Raw genomic sequence first — 17,643 nt, forward strand, 5'->3', positions numbered from 1 at the left:
TGACGGGACGGAAACGTCGAATTCCAGAAGAATATTTTTGGGTTCGTTGCGGGCGCGCGCGTGTCGCTGCGGCCTCGGTCCGGAAAGTCCTTGCAGATCAACGGCAAGGGCGCGCTGCACCTCGGCAAAGTCACGAAAGCTTCACAGTGGCTGCGCACCACCACTATGAGAAGCCGCGACATCGAGACAGGGTCACCACCCAATCCCGAGGTCCACCTCTAGCTCAGGACCAGCACGCCGGCGGGGAGCGACCGGGCATTCAAACCGAAGGAACGCTGCATCTGGAGCAAGGCCAGATCGAGGCGGTCGAGCTTGAAGGTCGCGGTGACCGTTTTCCCCCGCAGCGCATCCACCATCAGCACCACACGCCCGGGGCGGTAGCGATTGATCTCGTCCAGCACCACCGACAAGGGCGCCTGCTTGAACACGAGCTCACCGCGCCGCCAGGCAGAAGCCACCTCGGGGTCCGCGGCGGCGATGCCGCTGATGGAATGATCGCGGTAGACCGCTTGCTGGCGCGCCAGCAGCACACGGTCGCCGGCCGGGTGCTCGATGCGCACGCGCCCCGCCAGGCAGGTCACGCACACCCGCCCTTCCAGTCGGCTGATCTCGAAGCGCGCCGACTCGCCAATGCTGCGGCCGGCGCCGGCCACGACGCTGAAGGTGAGCGCACTGGGCAGCATCTCGATCGCCGCTTCGCCGTTCAGCAACTCCAGCCCCTCGGCCTGGTCGTCGTCCGAGGCCACCCGGCGGATGCTGGTGCGGGTGTTCAAGGTCACGTCGATCTGATCGGACCACGCGATCGCGCGCTGCTCGCCGGCGGCCGTGCGCCAGTCCGCACGCCATTCATTGGCCGCGGGCCACAACCCCAGGGGCGAATAGACCGCCACCCCCGCGACACCGGCCGCGGCGGCTGCGCCGGCCACGCCCAGGAAGGCCCGGCGGCCCGCCGCGGGCTTGCGCAGGGTCTCGCGGTGAAGGCTCGCCGCTTCGGCGTCGGTGCGCACCAGCCGGTTCAGCGCGGGTTGAAGCACGCGCCACTGCTGCCGGGCCTCGATGAACGCCGCCTGATGCAAGGGACTCGCGTCGCGCCAGCGCCGGAACGCCTGCGCCTCCCACTGCGTGGCGGCGCCCGAATGCAGCTTGCGCACCCACGCGCGCGCGTCTTCGCGCAGCGTCTCGGGAAGCGTCGGTGGTGAAGGGTGCGTCGTCATGTGGGTTTCAGGGGCCCCGTACTTGATAGACGGTTGCCGACACCGCAATCCGCAAACTATTTCTTCGTGCCGTCATGAAGACCTGCCAGAGCGCGGTTCCAGCCGCGAGAACAGAAGATCCTGCGCGGCCTTCAGTTCGTACTCGACGGTCCGCACAGGAATGCCAAGCCGCGTGGCCACGTCCCGCTGGGACCAGCCCTCCAGTCGAACCAGTAGCAGGATTTCGCGGCGGCGCGGCGGCAGGCGCGACAGCAGGCCGTCCAGCGCCTCCAGCTGCGAACGGGCTTCGGCGACCTCGGCGGGACCGGGCGCCGGGTCCGGCAGCTCGTTCATCAGCATGTCGATGTCGTCCGACAGCAAGACCTGGCTCTGTGCGCGCCGGACATCGATGGCCAGGTTGACCGCCATGCGCAGCAGGTACGCCTGGGGTGTGGCAATGGGGCCCGCCATGGGCTGGCTGCGCTCCAGCTTCAGCCAGGTTTCGTGCAGGGCGTCTTCCGCCAGTTCGCGATTGCCCAGCCGCACGGCCAGGCGCTGCCTGAGCTGCTCGTAGCGTTGCACCAGGAAGCTGCGCAGCAGCGGGATGACGTTCTCCGTCATGCGTCAGTGCACCGTGGCACAGCGGGGCCCGGGCAACACGTCGTGCGGAAGGATGGCCAGCGTGAGCGGCAGCGCCAGGTCCGCCGGCGGGGGACGGTCCATCTTCAGAGGGGCCAATGCCGCAAGCATGGCGGCGTCCCGCGCGGGGTCTCCCGAAGACGACACCAGGCGGGCCTGGCTGATGCGGCCCGACGCGGTCACCTGCAGTTGCAGGATCGCGCGGTAGTGGCCGGGGGCCGTACGCAGATCGGCGCACAGCGCGTCCCAGACACGGGCCTGGACCAGGGCGTCGTACCCGCGTTGCGAAGCGGCGGTCGATGCCAGCCCGGGCGCCGCGGCGACGCGCTTCAGGATGAAGGCACCGGAAAGCTGCGTGTCCACGTCGTCCGCGGTGAAACCCGTGCCGGCCAGCAAGGCCCGCAAGGCGGCATGCGGCGTATGGCGCCCGCGCACCGGGGCGGACGTTCGCCCCGCCACCCACTCGTCGATGAACATCACCGACCGCCCCGACACCGCGGCGTATTGCGCCAGGGCAGCCGCCAAGGGCTGCGCCGGCAGGTCGAAGTCGAGCATCTGCGATTCGGACGACGCGCGGGTGGCGGCATCTGCCGACTGCACGTCGGTGCCCGCGGCCACGGCCTTCGCTGTCGATCCCCAGGCGATGCAGACGCACACCACGGTGCACGTCAGGCCACAGACAAAGGCTCGCACGAGCCTGTCGTCCCTGCCCCGGCCCAAGCCCCGTCCAACCACTCGCCCACGACCACCATGCGCTGAAGTCAACAAGGAAGAAGTGGATCGTGTCAGCAAGCTTGTGGGCAGTATTTCAACTCCTGCAAGCATCACATCGGCGAATGACGACCTCGTGACGAGCGGCATGGCCGGGCGCGCCGCGGCGGGGCGCGGGCAGCGCCCTCTTGCGTGACCGGTCCTGCTAGCGCCCCGGCGTCAGCTGGATCCGTTCCACCGTTTCTTTCTCGACCGCCCCGCGGCTGTAGACCAGCGGCACGTACTTGCCTTCGAGCCACAGCGGCGCCAGGTCGCGGTAGTTCGGACTGTCGGGGTTGCCCGACTGGCCCGGCGTGTTGATGACCCGCGACGCGTCCCAGTTGCCCACGTCGAGCACCATGCGAAACGACGCGCCCGAGGTCAGCTTGTAGTCGTTCGCGCGGTAGGTGGCCGCCATCGGCGTGAACGACGAGCCGGACATCGGCCAGTCGCCCACCTCGAGCTTCTTGCGCGTGGCCGCATCGACCACGCCGCCCAGCGGATGCCGGAACTCGGCGCGGTGCAAGGCGCCCCACTTCCACGCCGCCGGGTCGGGCCCGAGCTTGGCGGACAGCTCCTGCATGGCGGCGGGCAAGGTCGTCAACAGCAAGGCGTCGCGCTGCGCGTTGCTCACCCAGCCGGACGGGTTCTCCAGCAGCAGCACCATGCGCGTGTTGTCGCCGGGTGCGGCCAGCGCGGCGGCGGCATCGCCCGCCCCGGCCTTGAGCACGGCCTGGCGCAGGAACTTGCTGCTCCACACCTCGTACAGCGCGGCCGCCGCGCTGTCGCGGTCCATGGCGCCGTCCCAGCCTTGCAGCAGGCGCAGCGCCGCCGCGGTCTGGGCGTCGTCGCTGCGCTGGCCGGCCAAGAGCTTCAGCACGCGCTGCGCCGGCGTCGCGACGATGTCGTTCTGCATGCGCTCCGAGTCCTCGATGGTGAAGCGCGAACCCGCCGCCACCTTGGCCGCGAACAGTTCCTTGAGGCGGCGCGCGCGGGCCGCATCGCTCCACTCGTAGCCCACGCCCTTCGTCGCGGCCGGATGGTCGGGCGGGATGTTGTTCTCGTTGGCCGTGACCACGTAGCCGCGCGCGGGATTGAACTCCGAGGGCAGCTCGTCGCCATTACGGAAGCCCGACCATTCATAGCGGCCGTCGCCCGGCACCGGCATGAGGCCGTCCCAGTTCGGACGGATCGGCGTGAGGCCGCCCGGAATCCAGCCGACGTTGCCGCTGCTGTCGGCATACACCTGGTTCTCGCCCGGTGCGCCCCAGCGGTTCATGGCCGCGCGGAACTGGTCCCAGTTGCGCGCGCGCATGTAGTCCATCGAACCGAAGTACGGCGCCATGCCGGGCTCCAGCCAGGCGGCGCGCAAGGCGAAGGCGCGGCGCTTGCCGGGCTCCACGACCAGCACCGGGCCGTGGCGCGTGAAGGTGTTGACCACCTCGCGCGGCGCGCCCTCGCCCTTGACCGCGATGCGCTCGGTGACGCGCGTCATCGGCTCCCAGCGGCCCTGGTAGCGGTACTCCTCGGGGTTGCTGGGGTTCAGCTCGTACACGTACAGGTCTTCCTGGTCCATGTAGAAGCGCGTGAGGCCGAAGGCGATGGTGCCGTTGTGGCCGATCGACAGGCCCGGCAGGAAGGGCTCGCCCGCGCCGATGGCGTCCATGCCGGGCGCGCTCAGGTGCGTCATGTAGCGCAGGCTCGGTGCGCCGTGCGCGCGGTGCGGGTCGTTGGCCAGGATGGGCCGGCCCGTGGACGTGAGCTTCGGCGCGATGACCCAGTTGTTGCTGCCGTAGGCGGCCGTGGGATCACCTTGCGACGCCTCGTCCTGCTCGGCCTTCGCGGCGATCGCCTCCGCACTGCCCGGCAGCAGCGCGACCGGCGCGGAAGACGCGCCCGCGTTCATGCCCACGCGCGTGTTCTCCTTGGTGAAGCGCGGCGCATCGGTCGCCCGCAGGTAGGCCGCGCGCAGCTCCGCCACCGGAAGGCTGCAGGGATCGAAGCCCTCGGGCACCTTCGGCGTGACCGGCGGATCGAGCTCGCGGCGCAGCCAGTCGGCCTTGGCGCCCGACGCGCCGGCGCAGAACGCGCGTGCGCGGTCGACCTCCGACGTGAAATTGAGCGTGAGCCCGTGGTGCCGGATGCGCACCACGTCCTCGGGTGACCACGTGGCCGGCTGGTAGCCCAGCAGCGCGAACTCGGTCGGCAGCAGCGCGGGTTGCGCGCGCACCTGCGCCACGTAGGCATTGACGCCGGCCGTGAAGGCCTCGGCCACGCGCTTGGCGTCGGAGCCGTAGGCCAGCCATTCGCGGTACATGTCGCCGCGGTAGAGCACGGCGCGCGCGGCGCGGTCGCTCTCGACCCAGGCGGGGCCGAAGTCCTTCGCCATCTCGCCCAGGCCGCGCTTGCGCCACAGGTCCATCTGCCAGAGCCGGTCGCGCGCGGCGATGAAGCCCTGCGCCACGAAGGCGTCGTAGAGCGTGCCGGCGTACAGGTGCGGCACACCCCAGCGGTCGACCAGCACTTCGGCGGGCTTCTCCAGACCAGGCACCGCGAAGGATGAGGAGGGTCGCGTGGGCGTGTTCACGCCCGGGGCATTGGACGCACACCCTGCGAGGGCGAGCACCGCCAGCGACACGGCGCCCAGGGAAAGCCGATGGTTCATTCTCTTCATGCAGTTCGTCTCCGGTCTTGTTGTGGATTGGCAGCGGGCAGTATCCCGATTTCTGTCACCCACCGGGTTACAAGGCATGACTTGTAGACTGGCGCGCTATGCAGCCCACCACCCCTTCAACCTCTTCCTGCGACAGCTGGCTCGCCGGCGCGATCCGCCGCATCGAAGCCGACTACCAGCGCAGCGCCGACACGCACCTCATTCCGCTGCCGCTGCCCGCGCTGGCCGCGCACGGCATCGACCTGTACCTGAAGGACGAATCGACGCACCCCACCGGCAGCCTCAAGCACCGGCTCGCGCGCTCGCTGTTCCTGTACGCGCTGTGCAACGGCTGGGTGCGCGAAGGCACGACCATCGTCGAGGCCTCGAGCGGCTCCACCGCCGTGAGCGAGGCCTACTTCGCGCGGCTGCTGGGCCTGCCCTTCATCGCCGTGATGCCGCGCAGCACCTCGCCCGAGAAGGTCGCGCAGATCGCCTTCTACGGCGCGAGCTGCCACTTCGTCGACCACGCGGCGCAGGTGTACGACGAGGCCCGCGCGCTGGCCGAGCGCACCGGCGGCCACTACATGGACCAGTTCACCTACGCCGAGCGCGCGACCGACTGGCGCGGCAACAACAACATCGCCGAGAGCATGTTCCAGCAGATGGCGCACGAGCGGCACCCGGTGCCCGCGTGGATCGTGGTGGGTGCCGGCACCGGCGGCACCAGCGCCACCATCGGGCGCTACCTGCGCTTTCGCTGCCACGACACGCAGGTGTGCGTGGCCGACCCCGAGGGCTCGGTGTTCTCGGCCTACCACCGCAGCGGCGACGCCACGCTCACGGCACCCGGCTCGCGCATCGAAGGCATCGGCCGCCCGCGCGTGGAACCCAGCTTCGTGCGCACGCTGGTCGACCGCATGCTCGAAGTGCCCAACCTCGACTCGGTGGCCGCCATGCATGCGCTGTCGGCGCTGCTGGGGCGCAAGGTCGGCCCGTCGACCGGCACCAACTTCGTCGGCATGCTGGCCGTGGCGCACGAGATGCGCGCGGCCGGCCAGCAGGGCTCGATCCTTTCGCTGCTGTGCGACGCGGGCGAACGCTACCTGCCGAGCTACCACGACGCCGACTGGGTGCGCAACGCCTTCGGCGACATCGCGCCCGCGCAGCAACGCATCGACGCGCTGGTGGCGGGCTGATGGCCATGCGCCCGCCCCGTGGCCTCATCGCGCGGCGGCAGCTGTTGCTGCTGGCGGCGCTGGCGGCGTCGGGCGCGCCGCATGCCGCCTGGGCCCTGCCCGCGAAGGCGCTGCAGTTTCCGCGTGACTTCGGCAGCCACCCCGAGCTGCGCACCGAGTGGTGGTACATCACCGGCCACGGCCAGACCGCCGCGGGGCGCGCGTTCGGCTTCCAGGTCACCTTCTTCCGCTCGCGCGTCGACGCCACGCAGGCCATGCGCTCGGCCTTCGCGGCCAAGCAGCTGGTGTTCGCGCACGCCGCCGTCACCGACCTCGAAGGCCGCGTGCTGCGGCACGACCAGCGCATCGCACGCGCGGGCTTCGACGTGGCCTCGGCCGGCGAGGCCGACACCGACGTGCGGCTGCGCGACTGGTCGCTGGTGCGCGATGCCGGCAACGGCGCCTACACCGCGCGCATCCCCGCCGGCGAGTTCACGCTCGACCTGCGCTTCGCGCCGTCGCAACCCGTGCTGCTGCAGGGCCGCGAAGGCCTGTCGCGCAAAGGCCCCGACCCCGAGCAGGCGAGCTACTACTACAGCGAGCCGCAGCTGCAGGCGCAGGGCCGCCTCACCTTGCAAGGCCAGGCCCCGTTCGAGATCGCCGGCACCGCCTGGCTCGACCACGAATGGAGCGAGGCGCTGATGCACCCCGAGGCCGTGGGCTGGGACTGGATCGGCATGAACCTCGACGACGGCAGCGCGCTCACCGCCTTCCACCTGCGCCGCCGCGACGGCAGCGCGCTGTGGTCCGGCGGCTCGTTCCGCCCGCGCGGTGGCGCGGCGCGCATCTTCCAGCCCGGCGAGGTGCGCTTCGAGGCGCTGCGCAGCTGGACCAGCCCGCGCACGCGCGCGAGCTACCCGACGCACTGGCGCATCGACACGCCCGCGGGCCGCTTCGAGGTGCAGGCCCTGCTCGACGACCAGGAACTGGACAGCCGCGGCTCCACGGGCGGTGTGTACTGGGAAGGCTTGAGCGAGCTGCGCGACGCGCAACAAGGCCGGCGCGTGGGGCGCGGATACCTCGAGATGACGGGCTACGCGGCGCCGCTGCGGCTGTGAGCCGAAGCCCGGCGCGATGGGTTACTTCACGCCCTGGCTCAGCGCCTGCGCCGTGTTGCGCGACAGCGCGCGGACGTGGTCGTCGATCGCCGAAGCGACCGGCGCGAACTCGGCAGCGCTCAACCGCTTGAGGTCGCGCGGCTCCTGGAAATCCTTGAGTTGCCGCACCCGTTGCCGCTGCTGGGCGAGCATCGGCTCGTAGGCCGCGAGGTTCAGCGGCGGGTCCATGACGAAGACCTTGGCTTCGATCGCGGGCACCGCGAAGTACCGCGTCGACCCCAGCATGCTTCGCGTGAAGAGGCCCGAGTTCTGCATGACGCTCTCGCCGCAGGGCCCACCGGTGCACTCCAGGCGCGCCTGCGTTCGCGTCGCCTCGACGAGGACCACCGCGGCAATCTGGTCGTCCTTCAGCTTGCGTGTCGCCCACGCTTGCGCAGGATTCGCGATCCATCGATCGTGCTTGAAGACGGCCAGCGCGTTGACGGAGGTCGTGGCAAAGCTCGTGAGCCGCACCACCTGGAAGCCCGCCTTTTCGAGCTCCGACGTGAAGGCCTCGTAGACCTTGGCCGTGGGGTTCCAGGGGAACGGGTACGTGGTCGAGAAATTGTTGAAGACGGTCGTGCCCACATGCATGTGTTCCGCAGAGGCGGTGGGGATGCGGACCAGCAGGCCGACCTTCGCGCCCTTCGCGAGCTGGCCGCCGTTCGGCGGCAGCGGCGGCGGGGTCATGCACCCTGTCAGCGCGAGCGCCACGAAAAGTGCGAGCAGCCATCTGCGCATGGGGGTCTCCTCCATCTTCTTGTCGGTGTGGGCCGGTGCGGCCGGGTGCGGATGATTGTGCCGAGCGCTGCATGCGGCGTCGCCACGGGAACCGGTGGTTTTGGACAGCGTCGGCTTGTCAGTGCCGATGAGGGTCGCGGCTCACGCCGAGACCGTCACCCCATTGCGCGCCAGCACCGCCAGCAGCTTCGGAATGTCGGGCGCCGGCCCGACCGGAATCTCGCGGTCGATGGCGGTGAACATCTGCGCGGCCATCGCGTCCTGCCCTGTGATCTCGAGCATCTGCCCGCCGCCGTTGCCGTAGTGAAAGCCGTGCACCGTGCCGCGCGGCACGTGCACCAGCGTGCCAGGCTGGCACCGATGCGCCTGGCCGTCGCAGAGGAATTCGACCTCGCCGCCGAGCACGTAGAACGATTCGTCCCAGTCGTGGCTGTGCGGTGGCGGGCCCGTGCCTTCGTCGCCGCGCTGGAAGGTGACGCCGTAGCTCTGCGTCGAGGCGTTCGACGCCAGCACCGTCACCTGCGTTCCGAGCACGTTCAAGGGCGTTTCGCGCCGCTCGGGCGGGAGGACAAAGTACGGAAGAAGGGCCATGGCCGGCTCCTCGAAGTGGGAGCCGGATTCTGCGCCCCGGCCACAGGGGGCACAAGCGGTGGCGCCGCAGGGAGGGTAACCTCCCCGCCGTCACGCCACCGGCATCGCTACTTCGCGCGGCGGCGCTCGATGAAGGCGATGATCTCGCCCATGATGCCCTTGCGGAAGGCCAGCACGCAGATCACGAAGATCAGGCCCGTGACCATGGTGACCGACTCGCCCAGCGTGTTGAACCAGTCGACGGTCGTGATGCGCGCCAGGAAGTTGCCGAGTTCGCCGATCTTGTTCTCGAGCAGCACGACCACCGCCGAGCCCACAATGGGGCCCGACAGCGTGCCCAGGCCGCCCACCAGCGTCATCAGGATGACCTGGCCCGAGGCGGTCCAGTGCACGTCGGACAGCGTGGCAAAGCCCAGCACCAGCGTCTTGAGCGAGCCGGCCAGGCCCGACAGCGCGGCCGAGATCACGAAGGCCAGCAGCTTGAAGCGGCTCACGTCGTAGCCCAGCGAGAGCGCGCGCGGCTCGTTTTCCTTGATGCCCTTGAGCACCTGCCCGAACGGCGAGTGGATGGTGCGCACGATCAGCAGGAAGGCCGCCACCACGATCACCAGCGCCACGTAGTACATGGTCAGGTCGTTGGACAGGTCGACGATGCCGAAGAGCTTGCCGCGCGGCACGCCCTGCAGGCCGTCTTCGCCGCCCGTGAACTTGGCCTGCAGTGCGACGAAGAACATCATCTGCGCGAGCGCCAGCGTGATCATCGCGAAGTAGATGCCCTGGCGGCGGATGGCCAGCACGCCGAACAGCCAGCCCAGCAGCGCGCCGGTGAGCGTGCCCGCGATCAGGCCCAGCTCGGGCGTGAGGCCCCAGACCTTGATCGCATGGCCCGCCACGTACGCGGAGCCGCCCAGGAAGGCCGCGTGGCCGAAGGACAGCAGCCCGGTGTAGCCCAGCAGCAGGTTGAAAGCCGCGGCGAACAGCGCGAAGCACATGAGCTTCATCACGAACACCGGGTAGGCGCCGAAGAACGGTGCGAGCACCAGGGCGACCAGCAGCAGCGCGTAGACGACGGTGGAGATTTTTTTCATGTTCATGCCGCTCGCCTTATTTCTCTTTGCCGAACAGGCCGGCGGGGCGGATGAGCAGCACGATGACCATGATCACGAACACAACCGTCGAAGAAGCCTCGGGATAGAAAACCTTCGTGAGCCCCTCGATCACGCCCAGGCCCAGGCCCGTGAGGATGGCGCCCATGATGGAGCCCATGCCGCCGATCACGACCACCGCGAACACCACGATGATGAGGTTCTGCCCCATCAGCGGCGACACCTGCATCACCGGCGCGGCCAGCACGCCGGCGAAGGCGGCGAGCGCACAGCCGAAGGCGTAGGTCAGCGTGATCATCAGCGGCACGTTGACGCCGAAGGCTTCCACCAGGCGCGGGTTCTCGGTGCCGGCGCGCAGGTAGGCACCCAGGCGCGTCTTCTCGATCACGTACCAGGTCGCAAAGCAGATCACCAGCGAGGCCACGACCACCCAGGCACGGTAGTTGGGCAGCACCATGAAGCCCAGGTCAGTGGCACTGGACAGCAGCTCGGGCGCGTCGTAGGGCAGCCCCGACACGCCGTAGACCGAGCGGAACACGCCTTCGATCAGCAACGTGAGGCCCAGCGTGAGCAGCAGGCCGTAGAGGTGGTCGAGCTTGTAGATCCAGCGCAGCAACAGCCGTTCGATGACCACGCCGAACAGGCCGATGAGGACCGGCGCGGCGATCAGCATCACCCAGTAGTTGACGCCCAGGTACTCCATCGCCATCCAGGTGAGGACGGCCCCGAGCATGAACAGCGCGCCGTGCGCGAAGTTGATGACGTTGAGCAAACCGAAGATCACCGCCAGCCCGAGGCTCAGGATGGCGTAGAACGAGCCGTTGACCAGCCCCAGAAGGAGCTGGCTCAACAAGGCGGGAAGGGAAATGTTCATAAGCGTTTCAACGAACCCGGGCGCCGCAGGGGCGCCCGCGGGAGGTCACTTCCAGAGGGCGCAGCGGCTTTCGGCCTTGGTCGTGAAGACTTCTTCGCCCTTCAACTTCTGGACCACCTTGTAGTAGTCCCACGGCTGCTTGGATTCGGCGGGCGACTTGACCTGCACCAGGTACATGTCGTGCACGAAGCGGCCGTCGGCGCGGATGCTGCCCTTGGCGTAGAAGTCGTCGATGGGCGTGGACTTGAGCGTGGCCATGACCTTGTCGGCATCGACCGTCTTGGCGGCCTGCACGGCCTTCAGGTAGGTCATGGTGGCCGAGTAGTCGGCGGCCTGGATGTCGGTGGGCATGCGCTTGGTCTTCTCGAAGAAGCGCTTGCCGAAGGCGCGCGTCTTGTCGTCCAGGTTCCAGTCCCAGCTGGTGGTGAGCAGCAGGCCTTCGGTGTTCTTCAGGCCCAGGCTGTGCACGTCGGTCACGAACACCAGCAGGCCCACCATCTTCATGCTCTTGGTGATGCCGAACTCTTTCGCGGCCTTGATGCTGTTGATGGTGTCGCCGCCGGCGTTGGCCAGCGCCAGCACCTGCGCCTTGGAGTTCTGCGCCTGCAGCAGGAAGGACGAGAAGTCGGAGGTGTTGAGCGGTGCCTTCACCGAGCCCAGCACGGTGCCGCCCTTTTCCTTCACGACCTTGGTCGCGTCGGCTTCGAGGGCCTGGCCGAAGGCGTAGTCGGCGGTCAGGAAGTACCAGCTCTTGTCGCCACGGCCGATCACGGCCGCGCCGGTGCCCTTGGCGAGCGCGACGGTGTCGTAGGCGTAGTGCACGGTGTAGGGCGAGCACTGTTCGTTGGTGAGCGCCGAGCTGCCGGCGCCGTTCACGACGAAGACGCGCTTCTTCTCCTGCGCCACCTTGGCCATGGCCAGGGCCGTGCCGGAGCTGGTGCCGCCGAACAGCATGGTCAGGCCCTGCGTGTCGATCCACTCGCGCGCCTTGGAGGCGGCGATGTCGGCCTTGTTCTGGTGGTCGGCCGTGAGCAGCTCGATGGGCATGCCGTTGACCTTGCCGCCGAAGTCGTCGATGGCCATCTGGATCGCCAGCGCGCCGTTCTTGCCTTCGACGTCGGCGTACAGGCTCGACATGTCGGTGACGAAGCCGATCTTGACCTTGTCCTGTGCCTGGGCGGTGCCGGCGGCCAGCGCGGCGGCGGCGAAAACGGCGGAGAGAGCGAATGTGGTGGTCTTCATGGATGTTGTTCCTGTGGGGTGTTCGGTGGTGTCACTTCCAGAGCGTGCACTTGGACTCGGCCTTGGTGGTGAACACCGTGTCGCCGGGCAGCTTCTTCACGAGCTTGTAGTAGTCCCACGGCGTCTTCGATTCGGCGGGCGACTTGACCTGCATCAGGTACATGTCGTGCACGTAGCGGCCGTCGGGGCGGATCTGGCCGGTGCCGAAGAAGTCGTTGAGCTTCATCTTCTTGAGCTCTGCCATGACCTTGTCGGCATCGTCGGTCTTGGCGGCGTCCACGGCCTTGAGGTAGGTCATGGTGGCCGAGTAGTCGGCGGCCTGGATCTCGGTGGGCATGCGCTTGGTCTTGTCGAAGAAGCGCTTGGCGAACTTGCGGGTCTCGTCGTTCAGGTCCCAGTACCAGCTGGTGGTGAACTGCAGGCCCTCGGTGTTCTTCAGGCCCAGGCTGTGCACGTCGCTCAGGAAGATCAGCAGGCCGGCCAGCTTCATGGTCTTGCCGATGCCGAATTCCTTGGCGGCCTTGATGCTGTTGACGGTGTCGCCGCCCGCATTGGCCAGGCCCAGGATCTGCGCCTTGGAGTTCTGCGCCTGCAGCAGGAACGACGAGAAGTCGGACGCGTTGAGCGGGTGGCGCACCGCGCCGACGATCGTGCCGCCCTTGGCCTTCACGACGGTGGAGGTGTCGGCTTCGAGCGCGTGGCCGAAGGCGTAGTCGGCGGTCAGGAAGAACCAGGTCTTGCCGCCGCCGTCGACCACCGCGGCGCCGGTGCCCTTGGCGAGCGCGACGGTGTCGTAGGCGTAGTGCACGGTGTAGGGCGAGCACTGTTCGTTGGTGAGCGCCGACGAGGCCGCGCCGTTGTTGAAGTACACGCGCTTCTTCTCGGCCGCGACCTTGGCCAGCGCCAGGCCCACGCCCGAGTTGGTGCCGCCGAAGACCATGCTCAGGCCTTGCGTGTCGATCCACTCGCGCGCCTTCGAGGCGGCGATGTCGGGTTTGTTCTGGTGGTCGACGGTGAGCAGCTCGACCGGCTTGCCGGCCGCCTTGCCACCGAAGTCGTCGATGGCCATCTGGATCGCCAGCGCGCCGTTCTTGCCTTCGAGGTCGGCGTACAGGCTGGACATGTCGGTGATGAAGCCGATCTTGACCTTGTCCTGGCCTTGCGCCTGGGCGGACGCAGCGAGCGCCAATGCGCTGAAAGCCAGGGCGAAAGCGGTGAGCTGATTTTTCATGGATGTCTCCGGCAGTAGCAAGAAGGGGTGAAAGAACTCAGACGCCGAGCAGCTCGGTCAGCACGGGCATCTTGGCTTCGAGCTCGGCGGCGCCGAACTTCTCGACGATGCGGCCGTGCTCCATCACGTAGAAACGGTCGGCCAGCGGCGCGGCGAAGCGGAAGTTCTGCTCGACCATGACGATGGTGTAGCCCTTGGCGCGCAGCGTGGTGATCATGCGGGCCAGCGCCTGCACGATGACGGGCGCGAGGCCTTCGGAGATTTCGTCGAGCAGCAGCAGCTTGGCGCCGGTGCGCAGGATGCGCGCCACGGCCAGCATCTGCTGCTCGCCGCCCGACAGGCGCGTGCCCTGGCTGTGGCGGCGCTCGGCGAGGTTGGGGAACATGGCGTAGATCTCGTCGACCGACATGCCCTGCCCCGCGCCCTTGAGCTCGGGCGGCAGCATCAGGTTTTCTTCGCACGAGAGGCTGGCGAAGATGCCGCGCTCTTCGGGGCAGTAGCCGATGCCCAGGTGCGCGATGCGGTGCGTCGCCATCGAGACGGTCTCGACGCCGTTGACCTTGATGCTGCCCTTGCGGGCGCCGGTGAGTCCCATCACGGCGCGCATCGTCGTCGTGCGGCCCGCACCATTGCGGCCCAGCAGCGTGACGACCTCGCCCGGCTGCACGACCATGTCGACGCCATGCAGCACGTGCGATTCGCCGTACCAGGCCTGCAGGCCCTTGATTTCGAGTGCAGCGGTCATCAGTGAGCCCCCTGCATTTCGCCGTCGGTGGTGCCCATGTAGGCCTCCATCACCTGCGGGTTCTTCGAGACTTCGGCGTACGGGCCTTCGGCCAGCACGGCGCCGCGCTGCAGCACCGTGATGGTGTCGGCAATGGTCGAGACGACGCTCATGTTGTGTTCGACCATCAGGATGGTGCGTCCGGCCGACACGCGCTTGATGAGCTCGGCCACGCGGTGCACGTCTTCGTGGCCCATGCCCTGCGTGGGTTCGTCCAGCAGCATCAGTTCGGGCTCCATGGCCAGCGTGGTGGCGATCTCGAGCGCGCGCTTGCGGCCGTAGGGCAGGTTCACGGTCTGTTCGTCGGCCAGCTCTTCGAGGCCCACCTCGGCGAGCAGTTCGCGGGCGCGCGCATCGAGCGGCTTGAGCGACTTCTCGCTCTTCCAGAAGTGGTACGAAGTGCCCAGCTTGCGCTGCAGGCCCAGGCGCACGTTCTCGAGCAGCGTGAGGTGCGGGAACACGGCGGAGATCTGGAACGAGCGGATCACGCCGCGCCGCGCAATCTGCGCCGGGCGTTCGCCCGTGATGTCGTGGCCGTTGAACAGGATCGTGCCGGCCGTGGGCTCGAGGAATTTGGTGAGCAGGTTGAAGCAGGTCGTCTTGCCGGCACCGTTGGGGCCGATGAGCGCGTGGATCGAACCGCGCTTCACCGAGAGGTCGACCTTGCTGACCGCGGTGAATCCCTTGAATTCCTTGGTGAGCTGGCGTGTTTCAAGAATGACGTCGCTCATCTCGCGGCGTCGTCCGTGTGCGGAAAAAAGAAATCGGTCATGCGGTCCATCTCAATGCGCCACCATCGAGCGCGGACCGATTGTTGGTGGCTGCTATGCAATTGCATACTGGGGCAAATGCCTATGCTGCACTGCAACCATTCACAGAGTGCGCCCCCTCTGTGCGAGCGACTGTCGTCCCGACGACATTGCGCACCGCAGCACGCACAGGTGCGAACGCGCGATGCATGCACGCGCACCGTCATGAGGATGTCGGGCACGCATGCACGCTTCGTGAAAAACTCGCGTGCCCGCTGCGCTGCCACGATGCGCTTTCACCCGGATTGAATCCATCACCGCCATGCCGAACTTCCGCTCACCCGAATTCCTTGCCAGCCACATCGCCCACACGCTGGCGTTCTACGCGCCGCGCAGCCGCGATGCCTCGGGCGGCTTCTTCCATTTCTTCAAGGACGACGGCACCGTGTACGACCGGCGCACGCGCCACCTCGTGAGCAGCACGCGCTTCGTGTTCAACCACGCGATGGCCTGGCGCCGCTTCGGCCGGCCCGACGATCTTGCGGCGGTGCGCCACGGCCTGGCGTTCCTGCAGACCGCGCATGCGCAGCCGAATGGTGGCTATGCATGGCAGATCGACTGGGATGGCCATCAGGCCACCGTGCAGGACGGCACGCAGCACTGCTACGGCCTGGCCTTCGTGCTGCTGGCGCACGCGCATGCGCTGATGGCCGGCGTCGAGGAAGCACGCGCCGGCCTCGCGCACACCCGCGATCTGATGGAACGGCATTTCTGGGAACCGCAGCACCAGCTGTACGCCGACGAGGCGACGCCAAGCTGGCAGGTCGGCCCCTATCGCGGCCAGAACGCCAACATGCACGCCTGCGAGGCCATGCTCGCGGCCTACGACGCCACGCGCGAGCCCTTCTACCTTCAGCGCGCACGCACGCTGGCCGAAAGCATCACGGGCCGGCAGGCTGCGCTCGCCGACGGGCTGGTGTGGGAGCACTACCGCGAGGACTGGTCGGTCGACTGGGACTACAACCGCGGCGACAAGACCAACATCTTCCGGCCCTGGGGCTTCCAGACCGGCCACCTCACCGAATGGGCCAAGCTGCTGTTGCAACTCGAGAGCCACCTCGGACCCGGCGCGCCCGGCACCGAATGGATCGTTCCGCGTGCACGCCACTTCTTCGACACCGCGATGCAGCGCGGCTGGGACGCCACGCACGGCGGGCTGGTCTACGGCTTCGGGCCCGACGGCGCGGTGTGCGACGGCGACAAGTACTTCTGGGTGCAGGCCGAAAGCTTCGCCGCCGCCGCCCTGCTCGCGGTGCGCACGGGCGACGCCGGCTACTGGGACTGGTACGACCGGATCTGGGCCTACAGCTGGGACCACTTCGTCGACCACGCACACGGGGCGTGGTATCGCATCCTCACGCCGCAGAACGCGAAGATCAGCGACGAGAAGAGCCCGGCGGGCAAGACCGATTACCACACGATGGGTGCGTGCCATGACGTGCTGAAGGCGCTGGGCCACGGCGTGAAGTAGCCGCGTCACCCTTCACGATCCGCACAAATCTTGTGCGGCCACGCATCTACCCCGCAGCGCGCGGGCTGCCTACGCTTCAGGCCTTCTTTCACTCACGCAGAGAACGCATGAAGCACCCCAGCATTCGCAGCCTCACCGGCGCTGTGCCGACGAACCGCCTAGCTCCCGCCAGCACGGCGCTGATCGCGATCGATTTCCAGAACGAGTACTTCGACGGGCGCATGCCCATTCCCGATGGCCTCGCCGCCCTGCGCCAGGCGCGGCGCCTGATCGATGCCGCCGACCGGCATGCGATGCCGGTGTTCCATGTACAGCATGTGGCACCCGCCGACAGCCCGATCTTCGCGGACGGCAGCCACGCCTTCGGCATCCACGACGCACTGCGCCCGGCGCCTCAACACGCCGTGCTGCGCAAGGCCACGCCGAGCGCTTTTGCCGGCACCACGCTCGAGGCCGAGCTGCAGGCGCGCGGCATCACGACGCTGATCCTCACGGGCCTCATGACGCACATGTGCGTGTCGGCCACCGCCTTCGATGCCGCACCGCGCGGCTACCAGAGCCTCATCGTGGGCGACGCCTGCGCGACGCGCGACCTCGACCTGGAAGAAGGCGGCGTGCTGGGCCACCGCGAACTGCATCGCGCGGCGCTGCGCGGCGTGTCGGATGTGGTGGCCGAGGTGCGTTCGACCGAGGAGGTGTTGCGGCTGCTGGACGCGGACGCCTGACGCCCTGCCCTTCGCATGCACCCACGAATCCAACCTCTTCGATCCATGACCATGAAGTTCTCTTCCGCCTTGCTCCTCGCCCTGTCCTGCGCCCTGTGCGCGCCGGGCTTCGCCACCGCCGCCACGCCGGCATCCCGCACGCCGATCTCGGCGCCCGCCGACACGCTGCAATGGCAGGCCCTTGCGGGCGGCATCCGCTACGCCAACGTGCGCGGCAACCTGACGGGCAATGGCCCGTACGAAGCTTTTGTCGAATTCCCGGCCGGCTTCGACAACCCGCACCATCGCCACACGCAGGCGCTCCCGTCCGTCGTGCTCTCGGGTGTGTTCTATGCGATCTTCAATGACGGCAAGAAGGTGCTGTACCCGGCCGGCTCGTACTACCTGCTGCCGGCGCGGCTGCCGCACCGCAGCGGCTGCGAGCCGGGGGCGAACTGCCTGTTGTTCCAGTACCAGAGCGACCGTTTCGACCTGGTGCCCACCGCGACGAAGTGAGGCG

At 68.2% G+C, this 17,643-nt stretch carries 17 protein-coding genes; 5 read left to right on the forward strand and 12 right to left on the reverse strand.

Annotated features, from left to right (window positions below):
* Positions 1 to 218 precede the first annotated feature (218 nt).
* From AC07XP_RS10255 to AC07XP_RS10270, 4 genes are all read right to left on the reverse strand, one after another.
* Positions 219 to 1,214 carry a FecR family protein gene (locus tag AC07XP_RS10255; protein ID WP_495264585.1) on the reverse strand — a complete coding sequence of 332 codons (996 nt, stop codon included), beginning with the start codon at positions 1,212 to 1,214 and terminating at the stop codon, positions 219 to 221.
* Positions 1,215 to 1,286: 72 nt separating this feature from the next.
* Positions 1,287 to 1,814, reverse strand: coding sequence for an RNA polymerase sigma factor (locus AC07XP_RS10260; RefSeq protein ID WP_307635466.1), 528 nt, complete (start codon positions 1,812 to 1,814; stop codon positions 1,287 to 1,289).
* Between the two features lie 3 nt (positions 1,815 to 1,817).
* Positions 1,818 to 2,450, reverse strand: a complete 633-nt coding sequence (locus AC07XP_RS10265) for an STN domain-containing protein (RefSeq protein ID WP_495264586.1) — start codon at positions 2,448 to 2,450, stop codon at positions 1,818 to 1,820.
* 298 nt (positions 2,451 to 2,748) lie between these two features.
* Positions 2,749 to 5,256, reverse strand: coding sequence for a penicillin acylase family protein (locus tag AC07XP_RS10270; protein WP_495264587.1), 2,508 nt, complete (start codon positions 5,254 to 5,256; stop codon positions 2,749 to 2,751).
* A gap of 98 nt (positions 5,257 to 5,354) precedes the next feature.
* Between AC07XP_RS10270 and AC07XP_RS10275 the strand changes: the two genes are divergently transcribed.
* Together AC07XP_RS10275 and AC07XP_RS10280 are read left to right on the forward strand one after the other, a co-directional pair.
* Entirely contained in the window at positions 5,355 to 6,434 is a 1,080-nt protein-coding gene (locus tag AC07XP_RS10275; protein WP_495264588.1) for a PLP-dependent cysteine synthase family protein, read from the forward strand.
* A gap of 5 nt (positions 6,435 to 6,439) precedes the next feature.
* Positions 6,440 to 7,531, forward strand: a complete 1,092-nt coding sequence (locus AC07XP_RS10280; protein ID WP_495264589.1) for a lipocalin-like domain-containing protein — start codon at positions 6,440 to 6,442, stop codon at positions 7,529 to 7,531.
* A 21-nt stretch (positions 7,532 to 7,552) separates the two neighbouring features.
* Here AC07XP_RS10280 and AC07XP_RS10285 read toward each other — a convergent pair whose 3' ends face one another.
* From AC07XP_RS10285 to AC07XP_RS10320, 8 genes are all read right to left on the reverse strand, one after another.
* Positions 7,553 to 8,311: a hypothetical protein gene (locus tag AC07XP_RS10285; protein ID WP_495264590.1), complete on the reverse strand. Its 759-nt coding sequence runs from the start codon at positions 8,309 to 8,311 to the stop codon at positions 7,553 to 7,555.
* A gap of 141 nt (positions 8,312 to 8,452) precedes the next feature.
* Complete coding sequence (locus AC07XP_RS10290) at positions 8,453 to 8,902, reverse strand: cupin domain-containing protein (RefSeq protein WP_495264591.1); 450 nt, start codon at positions 8,900 to 8,902, stop codon at positions 8,453 to 8,455.
* A 107-nt stretch (positions 8,903 to 9,009) separates the two neighbouring features.
* Entirely contained in the window at positions 9,010 to 9,996 is a 987-nt protein-coding gene (locus tag AC07XP_RS10295; protein ID WP_174254353.1) for a branched-chain amino acid ABC transporter permease, read from the reverse strand.
* Between the two features lie 10 nt (positions 9,997 to 10,006).
* The gene (locus AC07XP_RS10300) at positions 10,007 to 10,882 is read right to left on the reverse strand and encodes a branched-chain amino acid ABC transporter permease (RefSeq protein WP_062474069.1); all 876 of its coding nucleotides are present in this window, start codon (positions 10,880 to 10,882) and stop codon (positions 10,007 to 10,009) included.
* A 45-nt stretch (positions 10,883 to 10,927) separates the two neighbouring features.
* Complete coding sequence (locus AC07XP_RS10305) at positions 10,928 to 12,124, reverse strand: ABC transporter substrate-binding protein (RefSeq protein ID WP_095746043.1); 1,197 nt, start codon at positions 12,122 to 12,124, stop codon at positions 10,928 to 10,930.
* Between the two features lie 31 nt (positions 12,125 to 12,155).
* Positions 12,156 to 13,355, reverse strand: a complete 1,200-nt coding sequence (locus AC07XP_RS10310; protein WP_062474073.1) for an ABC transporter substrate-binding protein — start codon at positions 13,353 to 13,355, stop codon at positions 12,156 to 12,158.
* 37 nt (positions 13,356 to 13,392) lie between these two features.
* On the reverse strand, positions 13,393 to 14,100 hold the full coding sequence (locus tag AC07XP_RS10315; RefSeq protein WP_062474075.1) for an ABC transporter ATP-binding protein: 708 nt from the start codon (positions 14,098 to 14,100) through the stop codon (positions 13,393 to 13,395).
* Positions 14,100 to 14,870, reverse strand: coding sequence for an ABC transporter ATP-binding protein (locus AC07XP_RS10320; protein WP_062474077.1), 771 nt, complete (start codon positions 14,868 to 14,870; stop codon positions 14,100 to 14,102). The genes AC07XP_RS10315 and AC07XP_RS10320 overlap by 1 nt, the downstream gene beginning before the upstream one ends.
* A gap of 340 nt (positions 14,871 to 15,210) precedes the next feature.
* Here AC07XP_RS10320 and AC07XP_RS10325 point away from each other — a divergent pair, with 340 nt between their 5' ends.
* From AC07XP_RS10325 to AC07XP_RS10335, 3 genes are all read left to right on the forward strand, one after another.
* Positions 15,211 to 16,419, forward strand: coding sequence for an AGE family epimerase/isomerase (locus AC07XP_RS10325; RefSeq protein WP_495264592.1), 1,209 nt, complete (start codon positions 15,211 to 15,213; stop codon positions 16,417 to 16,419).
* Between the two features lie 107 nt (positions 16,420 to 16,526).
* Complete coding sequence (locus AC07XP_RS10330; protein WP_495264593.1) at positions 16,527 to 17,144, forward strand: cysteine hydrolase family protein; 618 nt, start codon at positions 16,527 to 16,529, stop codon at positions 17,142 to 17,144.
* Positions 17,145 to 17,195: 51 nt separating this feature from the next.
* Complete coding sequence (locus tag AC07XP_RS10335) at positions 17,196 to 17,639, forward strand: cupin domain-containing protein (protein WP_495264594.1); 444 nt, start codon at positions 17,196 to 17,198, stop codon at positions 17,637 to 17,639.
* Positions 17,640 to 17,643: the final 4 nt, after the last annotated feature.

The organism is Variovorax sp. GW531-E2, from assembly GCF_059423125.1.

Excerpts from the sequence above, each read along its gene's own strand:
- AC07XP_RS10285 (WP_495264590.1), bottom strand. The coding sequence starts at position 8,311 with ATGCGCAGATGGCTGCTCGCACTTTTCGTGGCGCTCGCGCTGACAGGG.
- AC07XP_RS10290 (WP_495264591.1), bottom strand. The coding sequence starts at position 8,902 with ATGGCCCTTCTTCCGTACTTTGTCCTCCCGCCCGAGCGGCGCGAAACG.
- AC07XP_RS10295 (WP_174254353.1), bottom strand. The coding sequence starts at position 9,996 with ATGAACATGAAAAAAATCTCCACCGTCGTCTACGCGCTGCTGCTGGTC.
- AC07XP_RS10300 (WP_062474069.1), bottom strand. The coding sequence starts at position 10,882 with ATGAACATTTCCCTTCCCGCCTTGTTGAGCCAGCTCCTTCTGGGGCTG.
- AC07XP_RS10315 (WP_062474075.1), bottom strand. The coding sequence starts at position 14,100 with ATGACCGCTGCACTCGAAATCAAGGGCCTGCAGGCCTGGTACGGCGAA.
- AC07XP_RS10280 (WP_495264589.1), top strand. The coding sequence starts at position 6,440 with ATGCGCCCGCCCCGTGGCCTCATCGCGCGGCGGCAGCTGTTGCTGCTG.
- AC07XP_RS10305 (WP_095746043.1), bottom strand. The coding sequence starts at position 12,124 with ATGAAGACCACCACATTCGCTCTCTCCGCCGTTTTCGCCGCCGCCGCG.
- AC07XP_RS10320 (WP_062474077.1), bottom strand. The coding sequence starts at position 14,870 with ATGAGCGACGTCATTCTTGAAACACGCCAGCTCACCAAGGAATTCAAG.
- AC07XP_RS10270 (WP_495264587.1), bottom strand. The coding sequence starts at position 5,256 with ATGAAGAGAATGAACCATCGGCTTTCCCTGGGCGCCGTGTCGCTGGCG.
- AC07XP_RS10335 (WP_495264594.1), top strand. The coding sequence starts at position 17,196 with ATGAAGTTCTCTTCCGCCTTGCTCCTCGCCCTGTCCTGCGCCCTGTGC.
- AC07XP_RS10255 (WP_495264585.1), bottom strand. The coding sequence starts at position 1,214 with ATGACGACGCACCCTTCACCACCGACGCTTCCCGAGACGCTGCGCGAA.
- AC07XP_RS10330 (WP_495264593.1), top strand. The coding sequence starts at position 16,527 with ATGAAGCACCCCAGCATTCGCAGCCTCACCGGCGCTGTGCCGACGAAC.
- AC07XP_RS10275 (WP_495264588.1), top strand. The coding sequence starts at position 5,355 with ATGCAGCCCACCACCCCTTCAACCTCTTCCTGCGACAGCTGGCTCGCC.
- AC07XP_RS10310 (WP_062474073.1), bottom strand. The coding sequence starts at position 13,355 with ATGAAAAATCAGCTCACCGCTTTCGCCCTGGCTTTCAGCGCATTGGCG.
- AC07XP_RS10325 (WP_495264592.1), top strand. The coding sequence starts at position 15,211 with ATGCCGAACTTCCGCTCACCCGAATTCCTTGCCAGCCACATCGCCCAC.
- AC07XP_RS10260 (WP_307635466.1), bottom strand. The coding sequence starts at position 1,814 with ATGACGGAGAACGTCATCCCGCTGCTGCGCAGCTTCCTGGTGCAACGC.